Genomic DNA, 8,284 nt, shown 5'->3' with positions numbered 1-8,284 from the left:
TATGCGCGAGGTTACCGACTGCGGCCTGAGTTTTTTAAGTGACGTAAAATCGTGTTGAGGCCAACGCCCATAATGCGGGCAGTTGCCCGGCATCCAACGCCATTCATGGCCATATCAATGATTTTCTGGTGCGTACCGGGTTGAGAAGCGGTGTAAGTGAACTGCAGTTGCCATGTTTTACGGCAGTGAGAGCAGAGATAGCGCTGATGTCCGGCGGTGCTTTTGCCGTTACGCACCACCCCGTCAGTAGCTGAACAGGAGGGACAGCTGATAGAAACAGAAGCCACTGGAGCACCTCAAAAACACCATCATACACTAAATCAGTAAGTTGGCAGCATCACCGAAATGCAGGTAACCATTCCTGTTAAGTCTCTAAATACCGGTCTGGAAGCATTTGATAAACATATCCGTAGCAGCGATATACTCGATGCAGAAAAATATCCGAATATTGTATTCAAATCAACAAAATGGAACTTCTCTGAGGGCAAACCCGCCTCTATTGAAGGGATGTTGACGATGAAGGGTGTTACTAAACCTGTCACGTTAACGACGACCAAATTCGGCTGCTATATGAGTCCGGTTTTCAACGCTCAGGTCTGCGGTGGCGATTTCTCTGCAAAAATTGATCGTACCCTATGGGGTGTTGATTATCTCGTCAACATAGGAATGAGCAAAACAGTTGATATTAGTATTCAGGCTGAAGCAATACGCTAATAACAAGGAAGTAAGAGTGAAAGTGAATAAAACAGTTCTGGCCATAGCCTCTATGGCTATGATGATTTCATCGGGTATGGCGCAAGCCGAAGCATATAAAGCCAGCACCGAAGAGCACCCCATTAAAATGGTTAACATTGACTCTCTTGAAGATCAAGTAAAAGCCAGAATGGAAAAGGGAGCATTTGGTTATATTCGTGGAGGCGCGGAAGATGAAAATAATCTGCGCAGCAATACCGAGAGCTTTGATAAGAAATTTATCGTTCCTCGAGTATTGCAAGGTATTGAATTAAAAAATATCAATCTTTCAACCAGCTTGCTGGGCATTCCGCTAAAAACCCCCATAATCCAGGCGCCAATGGCAGCCCAGGGTCTGGCGCACGAAGCCGGTGAACTTGCCACAGCCCGAGGAATGGCCCAGGTAGGTTCAATTTTCTCTTTAAGCACCTACGGAAATAAAACCATTGAAGACGTTTCCAGGGCATCAGAGGGAAATCCGTTTTTCTTCCAGCTCTATATGAGTAAAAACAATAAGTTTAACGAATTTATACTGAGTGAAGCAGTTAAGCATGGTGCAAAAGCGATCATTCTGACAGTCGATTCACCTGTTGGTGGATATCGTGAAGACGATATAAAAAATAATTTCCAGTTCCCTCTCGGCTTTGCAAATCTTGAGATGTTTGCGAAGCAGAGTGATGACGGTTCAAAAACAGGCAAAGGTTCTGGTATCAGCGAAATTTACGCACAAGCCAAACAAGCCTTCACACCGGAAGATATTAAATACGTTCACCAAATCTCCGGTTTGCCGGTCATTGTGAAAGGAATTCAATCGCCGGAAGATGCAGAAATTGCTATTAAGGCCGGAGCTGCAGCTATCTGGGTTTCTAACCACGGGGGAAGGCAACTCGATAGTGGGCCATCCTCATTTGATGTATTGCCCTCTATCGCAAAAGTGGTAAATAAACGCGTACCCATTATTTTTGATAGTGGTGTACGTCGTGGCTCACATGTATTTAAAGCTATCGCTAGTGGCGCTGATATCGTGGCTATTGGGCGTCCTGTCCTGTACGGTCTAAACCTTGGCGGGGCTCAGGGTGTTGCTTCTGTTGTCGAGCAACTCAACAAAGAATTAGTCATCAATATGATGCTCGGTGGAACCAAAGATATCGAGCAGGTGAAAAAAACCAAATTGTTGACCTTACGTGATCTGGAAGAATAAGAGCATACTTTGGGTTAACGGTGTGGAATATTAACCCCTCTACTCCACTCACCAGAGACATTATTAAAAAATAGATAATAATGCTGAATACCGGCCACTATGGCCGGTATTTTATTTATTCACCATGGAGGAAAAATACCTTAATAGCCAAAATAAAATTCTGGTCTGTTCCTGAACATTAAATTGTGATATCACGCACATGGCATGCATATTTTCGATAGGGCAGGATCGTCTACCGGGGCGGGGTCAGTCCATTACTGCCCAACCTAAAAACTATAATATTGGTAGGGAAACAGGCTCAAAAAGCGAGAAGAGAACTTGAATATCGTGGTTTTGATGTTGCACAATCAGAGCATCCCTCTCCACTTTTCAAAGCTCGGTATCGTCAGCGATGGGAGCAAATCCCGGCTGCGCGGAAAAATGCGATTTCAGCCAACAAGAGATAATGATGAAGAGAATCTTACTTTGTGTGCTGGCACTGCTGCCGCTACTCGCCCATACTGGCGGTAAAATCACTATGTCCGATCCTGACGAACAGAAGTTACAGGGCGGGAAGCGGCTTTGTACCTATGAAAACAGCATTTACCTGTTTACGCTGGTGACGCGCTCTCAGTCCTGCCCGTACTCTCGCACGTTCTCCACCTCGGACAACGAAAAGTAAATGGCAAAATGCCGACTTAGTCAGGCAGTATTACAAGGAAATCCATACCACCTTCAGAATTTTTGTTCACTTTATCTACAGAAAGTCCTTTTTCATCGATAAACTTCAATAAACCTTCATCAGTATAAAACCCCTGAATCCGTTCTTTGGTCTCAGCACTGACTAAAAAGAATTTCTTGGCTATGTTTTGAGTCTCGTTCTCCGCAATTTTTTTAGGTTGAGTATTTGATGAGAGGGACCAAACCAAACAGACTAACCAACCAAGAAAGGTCCAGCCAAGGAAGATATTTAAAGCCAAAATAGGCTTAAAGTTTCTGTGCCATCTTCTGTAAGCAATAACAGAAGGGATGAGATAAAGAACCAGCAGTACAGCAAGAAACACAAATCCATTAAGCGAAGAATAATCGTTCATCCAAAAAATCTCGTCAAATTATGCGATCAAGTATTAGCTTACTTAATTTCTCTTAGTTGCAACAGCATCATTTGCTGATGATGTGGCTACAGGCTTTGAGAGGATAGCCGTGAACACTTCAAGAGACGCAATCCCCACTTTTTGTTGGCTTAGCGAACTAAGCCAACAATGCCTAAAGACTAAATTCAGTCGTCCATCTCCAATGGTTCATTGTCCGACTATGAATAATCACGCGCTGTAGAGCACTCGGTATACATCTTCTTCGAGGATTTCACAAATATGGTCATCATAAGAATCCTCCACTGATTCGGATACCTTCACAGACAAGCCAGAATTTTGGGTACTGCTACTTTTTTAAGCTGTCCAAAACTTAGGCGGGAGCCTAAGTTCACTAATAAAATGCAATAGAAGCCATAAAGCCCCGTTAGTGGTAAGGAGAATAGCGGAGCGTAGCTACTTCATCAGATTGTCAAAGGGATCACACCTTATCAGGGTGCTCGTGTACCGTTAGGAGCGTGAGCGAAGTGCTGGCAGAGCCTGCATGCCGTGTGCAGGTACATTGACCACTATTTACCTGTTTACGCAGCCACAAGATCGCACATCGGGCTTAAATGCGTGTGATCAATCTGTTTAGGAGTTGTGCCACGTATGAGGATTTTTGTTCGTTGTTGTACTGTCGCGGTAAGAACGTGGAACCACCGCCAGCGTGATGATATGCTCCCTTGTACCACACCGCAGACCAATCACGCGACAGGTGCAGGCGTAGAACAATGAGTAGTTTAAGTTGTACCTGTTTTTGCGGGGCAACGTAACTAACGGATAAAACATAACCAGTTGATTTATCAGGAGACTGGAGCGGGCGAAGGGGTTAGAACAACCCCGCCAATAACTTGAAAAATATAGAATTTTCAAGTTATATCTTAACTTATACCCCCAAAGATACCCCCAAAGCACAGAGGCTTTGAATTCAAGTAATTACCTTTGTCGATAAATCAGCAGGAAGCGAGATGATAGCAAATGGCAGGCATACTCGAAAGCAGCGACACCAGTAGCATCAGACTAATTACGATTTAATAAACCCAGATCGCGGCGGGCCCTCATGATATCAATATTCGTGAGATATGGCGTTTGTTCTTGCCAGCTAAACCCTCTGCGATCGATACGAACCAGTTCGTACTTTTCCACTAGAAAGTTAATGGCATTAGCGAGAGTGATACCGGCATCGAAATGTTCCTTTATAACGGTTTCATCACTGAACGGCGTATCGTTCAGGGTCAGACCATAGTGTTTTTCCAGTAGCCGTGTAAGAAGCATTTGCCAGACTGCAACGGGTGACATGCAGGGCTTCGCCGCCCGCGAAATTGTAGCCGGTAGAATTTTCATATTTGTTCTCGTGAAATTTGTTAGCGCTGAGTGGAATAAACAGCGACGTATACATAGCCGCAACTGCCAAGGGTATCGGCTTCGCAGGTAAAACCGTTGTGGTACAGGGTGACGCAGTGGGCGTGGCGAGGATTCATTTCACCCGTGCTCAGCATGGATTCCATCCGGCTGATAAAATGCGGAAATGCCACATCCAGCTTAAGACATTCGGCATCACTGAACTTACCTGTGATACAGGCCCGGTCAGCCAGGTAGTGCAACTGGTTGCCCTCCTGCACCAGACGTGTTCCCAGGCGCGGCGTGATATCGCGCTGCAGGCCCCAAATGATGTTGCTCATTACAGTTCTCCACAATTGTCAGTTCAGGGTGATGCTCATCAGGCAGGCATAAGGCCCGTTGCGGTCCTGGCGGCGTTCGGCGTACACAGCCAGGACTCCTGTGATATCCGGAACATCCCTGCCGGTGTAATGACAGACGCTACCGTGCCACTGATATTTTCCGGTGCAGTAGCGAAAGATTCGGGACTCAGGATGCTGGCGGTATATCGTCATTGCCCGGCGTTTACTGATAATTTTCATGTAATACCTCACAACAGACCGTGTTCTGCGAACGAATAGATTTGCCTGCCACCAACAATCAGATGGTCTGGAATACGGATATCCACCAGTTGAAGTACCTGAGTCAGTCGCTGCGTGAGGGCTTTGTCAGCCTGGCTGGGCGTCGTCTCGCCGGAAGGATGGTTATGCGCCAGTATCACCGCCGCCGCATTGAAGTGCAGTGCACGTTTGACCACTTCCCGGGGATGGACCTCGGTGCGGTTAATCGTGCCACTAAAGAGCGTCTCATGAGCGATAAGCTGGTTCTGATTATCCAGATACAGCACTCGGAACTCTTCCCGCTCAAGTGCGGCCATATGCAGTCGCAACCACTCCCGAACGGCGTGAGTAGAGGTGAAGGCTACCCCTGGCTCATGCAGGTGCCGCTCCAGAGCCCTGAGCGCCCGCTGAATGAGACGCCGGTCCTGTGGCGTCATCTCGCCGGGTAAAAAGGAGAGCTGTTTCATCCGTTGTTCCTCCGTTCAGTCGATGATACGCAGAATGGCGTGAGCTTCAGGATGCTGCAGGGCATAGTCCCGCAAGCGATAATAGTGTGCGGTCATTGCGTCACACTCTGTGCGACAGGCGCGATGGCTGTATTCAATCATGCAGACCGCGATACCTGCGGCTTCCACGCTCATTTCCGCGCCATTGCCGTTCATGCTGTTAAACAGATGCCATTTATCGCCACCGTCAGCATCAGGGGCCATAAACGCGCCGCCATTACTGAGCGTGTAAAAGGACCAGATACCACCGCTGTACTCATCACAGAAGCGGTCCATCCGGGCGAAAATACGGGGTTCCAGCGTTATCCACTGCGGGATATCGCCAAAGTACAGCGGCCAGAAATCGAGACGCTGCTCGTCAGGTACTGGTGTTGCAGTAAGGTCAAATTGAGATTCATTAGCGGTCATCAATTCGCATTGCGTTTGTGTCGTCATGGATATTCTCCGTCAATAAAAACGCCATCGACGATGGCTGGCGTATGGGAAATAAAGGACATGCAGGAATGATTAATGGATGTGGTCAGGAGGAGGATGTTCTGAGGATGCCTGACTTGCGGATATAACGATTAAGTCCTTCGCCAGCATCAGGTTCAAAGCACCATGCCCGCCAGACCATTCGACCTTCAGAGTCACGAACCACCAGGCGGAAGTGGCTGCGCTGGTCATCTTCAATTGCGATATTTTTATACCGGTTGGTAACCGCTTCAGCCTGCTGTCGGGTGAACGGTCCCGGTGGCAACATGTGAGATTCAGGCATTCGATGTACCTTAAAAGCAAAAACTCCTGACGCTGCCGCGTCAGGAGTTGTGGGGGTATGCAGGTGTGTGGTGATTGTCAGTAACCGGTTTGTACCTTATACAGCCGCAGGGTTTTACTACCCCGGACAATTTTCACATACAGGACATTATCTTTCGTGCTATGCACAAACCCGGCCTGCACATCGCCCTTACAGTCACCACCGTCGTAAGGAATGTTGACGCCGGTCTGACGCGCTAGGTCGATAACCCCGAAGCTTAAGTCCTCACAGGCCGGGCCCGGCAGGTCCTGAATCAGGGCAAATTTATGGTCGTCGCTGACACCGGTCAGTGAGCACATGGAGGTATTGATGTCGTTTCCCTGGCACCAGTACTCCTGACCGGGATTGTCTTTATCCATCAGGCTTGCCGGAAGCTGAGCGGCACCGGCACTGAATGCAGCAAGTGACAGAATGAGGGCGGGTACAGCAGAGGTCATCATTTTCAGCATGGTTTTCTTCCTGAATTAATCCAGCCCGCTGTCGGGCAAAATGAGAGAGATTGATATCGGGTGTTATCAGAAACGCCGGTAACGAAACAGTTCTTTGCCCTGGTACAACGCCACCAGGTCGTCATATTCCGGCTTCTTCTGGTTGGGCTTAAAGGTCACTACCGTGCCCGGACGGCACAGGTCTTTTACGGTGAGACCGAATTTCTTGTCCGGAGTAATGGTGAATCCCTTCGACACATCGTTGCGCATGATAGTTATCCAGCCCCACAGGCCACCTTCGCAGTCTTTAAAAGGTGCTGAACGCACCGTAACCATACCGCCCTTACGGTCAGCGAACATGGCTTCACACTTCCCCATGACCTGACGATGGGCATCACACCAGAAAATATTCCCGTTGTTGTCATTAACTACCGCAGGTAGCGTCCGGTTGTAAGGTTGTGCCTGAACGCCTGTGCAGAGCAGCAGGCTGCCTGTAATGCTCAGTATCTTAAGTAGTATTTTCATTATGTTATTCCTCAAAGGGGTCGATATCCGCAGGTGATGGTTCAGGCCATCACCGTCAGAATTAACATCACCAGCCATACCCAGAAGTAAGCCGGTTTCTGACCGAGAGTTTTCGCCCGCCGCCACAAATAGAAAGGCACCAGCCAGGCCAGTTTGCCGAACGTGGTGGTGTCCACTCCGGCCTTACGCAGGCGTCGTTCATCGAGATACCCCAGAGCAATATTGAGCAGCAGCGTGATAAACCAGTACTGCCCGCCCGAGACGGCATCATATGCCTCGTCAAATGACATCCCGTTCAGCCCTGCAGTCCACAACTCCAGCGCGTAGCCAATGAAGGGAGCAAATGCCAGCGTCCACACAACTCCACCCGGAATGCGGTTCCCCGGCAGCGCTGGTGGTGTGGTGCTCCGGAGCAGCGCCGAAGCCAGCGGAGTAGCGGAGACCGGCTGCCACTCTGCCATTCCCTGTCGCCACACCAGAGTGGATGCAGTCAGTTCACCGCGCATAATCAGGCTGGTGATGTCGTCGTCGGTCACATTGTCGTGACGTATGCCATTTTTCTCGTAATGCCAGGTCATTGTTTTTCCTTCTTAACAGAGGTCATTAAATCAGTGTGTTGCCCGGCTCCTCAGAGGGCCCAGGAGACAGGACTTCGCGGATACAGCTGAAGTGCGGAAGGGCCCGGATAAAGCCCGCCTGTATGGTTAACTGGCTGAGACGTTTTTGCGGGGTAAAAGTGGTGTTCAGAACTGTCACCGCATGGATGGTCGCCAGAGGATGCACGGTGATATGCCCGTTAAGTTCACCGGTAAGGTACCAGCAGCCATCGAGTGATATCAGGCGGTACGGAGCCAGTCCGTCACAGCGTTCACCATCAGCGAGCAGCAGTACCCGCTGGCAGGCGGTAATGGCACTGACGAGACGGTAGAAGACCAGTGAGCTGGTCGGTGACACAGACTGTGGCGGCTGCCATACCAGACACGGCATCCCTCCTGCAGTGAGCAGCATGCCCGCCAGACGCCGGTCCAGCCCCGGAAAAATATC

The 8,284-nt window shown here is 49.0% G+C and carries 12 protein-coding genes and 3 pseudogenes; 3 read left to right on the top strand and 12 right to left on the bottom strand.

Annotation, left to right across the window (positions count from 1 at the left end):
• Window positions 1–287: pseudogene (locus OGY19_RS16980) on the bottom strand (IS1-like element IS1A family transposase); the annotation flags it as partial.
• Window positions 288–336: 49 nt separating this feature from the next.
• Between OGY19_RS16980 and OGY19_RS16975 the strand changes: the two are divergent.
• The 3 genes and pseudogenes from OGY19_RS16975 to OGY19_RS16965 form a co-directional block, all read left to right on the top strand.
• Window positions 337–714, top strand: a pseudogene (locus OGY19_RS16975) (YceI family protein); the annotation flags it as partial.
• Window positions 715–766: 52 nt separating this feature from the next.
• On the top strand, window positions 767–1,933 hold the full coding sequence (locus OGY19_RS16970; protein ID WP_101743255.1) for a lactate oxidase: 1,167 nt from the start codon (window positions 767–769) through the stop codon (window positions 1,931–1,933).
• Between the two features lie 448 nt (window positions 1,934–2,381).
• On the top strand, window positions 2,382–2,594 hold the full coding sequence (locus tag OGY19_RS16965) for a hypothetical protein (RefSeq protein WP_061068517.1): 213 nt from the start codon (window positions 2,382–2,384) through the stop codon (window positions 2,592–2,594).
• Window positions 2,595–2,610: 16 nt separating this feature from the next.
• Here the strand turns inward: OGY19_RS16965 and OGY19_RS16960 are convergent, their stop codons facing one another.
• From OGY19_RS16960 to OGY19_RS16910, 11 genes and pseudogenes are all read right to left on the bottom strand, one after another.
• A complete protein-coding gene (locus OGY19_RS16960) occupies window positions 2,611–3,006 on the bottom strand; it encodes a superinfection immunity protein (protein ID WP_071887381.1) in 396 nt (131 codons plus the stop codon).
• Between the two features lie 1,059 nt (window positions 3,007–4,065).
• Complete coding sequence (locus OGY19_RS16955) at window positions 4,066–4,389, bottom strand: TA system toxin CbtA family protein (protein WP_234609585.1); 324 nt, start codon at window positions 4,387–4,389, stop codon at window positions 4,066–4,068.
• A 20-nt stretch (window positions 4,390–4,409) separates the two neighbouring features.
• Complete coding sequence (locus tag OGY19_RS16950) at window positions 4,410–4,727, bottom strand: type IV toxin-antitoxin system YeeU family antitoxin (RefSeq protein ID WP_000065326.1); 318 nt, start codon at window positions 4,725–4,727, stop codon at window positions 4,410–4,412.
• 18 nt (window positions 4,728–4,745) lie between these two features.
• The gene (locus OGY19_RS16945) at window positions 4,746–4,967 is read right to left on the bottom strand and encodes a DUF987 domain-containing protein (RefSeq protein WP_000691995.1); all 222 of its coding nucleotides are present in this window, start codon (window positions 4,965–4,967) and stop codon (window positions 4,746–4,748) included.
• 8 nt (window positions 4,968–4,975) lie between these two features.
• Entirely contained in the window at window positions 4,976–5,452 is a 477-nt protein-coding gene (locus OGY19_RS16940; protein ID WP_234609584.1) for a JAB domain-containing protein, read from the bottom strand.
• Window positions 5,453–5,467: 15 nt separating this feature from the next.
• Entirely contained in the window at window positions 5,468–5,926 is a 459-nt protein-coding gene (locus tag OGY19_RS16935; protein WP_286596868.1) for an antirestriction protein, read from the bottom strand.
• Between the two features lie 85 nt (window positions 5,927–6,011).
• Window positions 6,012–6,248, bottom strand: a complete 237-nt coding sequence (locus OGY19_RS16930; protein WP_234609582.1) for a DUF905 domain-containing protein — start codon at window positions 6,246–6,248, stop codon at window positions 6,012–6,014.
• Window positions 6,249–6,325: 77 nt separating this feature from the next.
• A complete protein-coding gene (locus OGY19_RS16925) occupies window positions 6,326–6,736 on the bottom strand; it encodes a hypothetical protein (protein WP_234609581.1) in 411 nt (136 codons plus the stop codon).
• Between the two features lie 66 nt (window positions 6,737–6,802).
• A complete protein-coding gene (locus OGY19_RS16920) occupies window positions 6,803–7,240 on the bottom strand; it encodes a hypothetical protein (RefSeq protein WP_248891069.1) in 438 nt (145 codons plus the stop codon).
• A 41-nt stretch (window positions 7,241–7,281) separates the two neighbouring features.
• On the bottom strand, window positions 7,282–7,818 hold the full coding sequence (locus OGY19_RS16915) for a DUF4339 domain-containing protein (protein WP_234609579.1): 537 nt from the start codon (window positions 7,816–7,818) through the stop codon (window positions 7,282–7,284).
• 25 nt (window positions 7,819–7,843) lie between these two features.
• A pseudogene (locus OGY19_RS16910) lies at window positions 7,844–8,284 on the bottom strand (transcriptional regulator); the annotation flags it as partial.

The organism is Citrobacter sp. Cy070, from assembly GCF_030332245.1.
GTDB lineage: Bacteria > Pseudomonadota > Gammaproteobacteria > Enterobacterales > Enterobacteriaceae > Citrobacter > Citrobacter youngae.
Note: the sequence above shows the minus strand (reverse complement) of the source record. Positions and strands in the feature narration are given on the sequence as shown.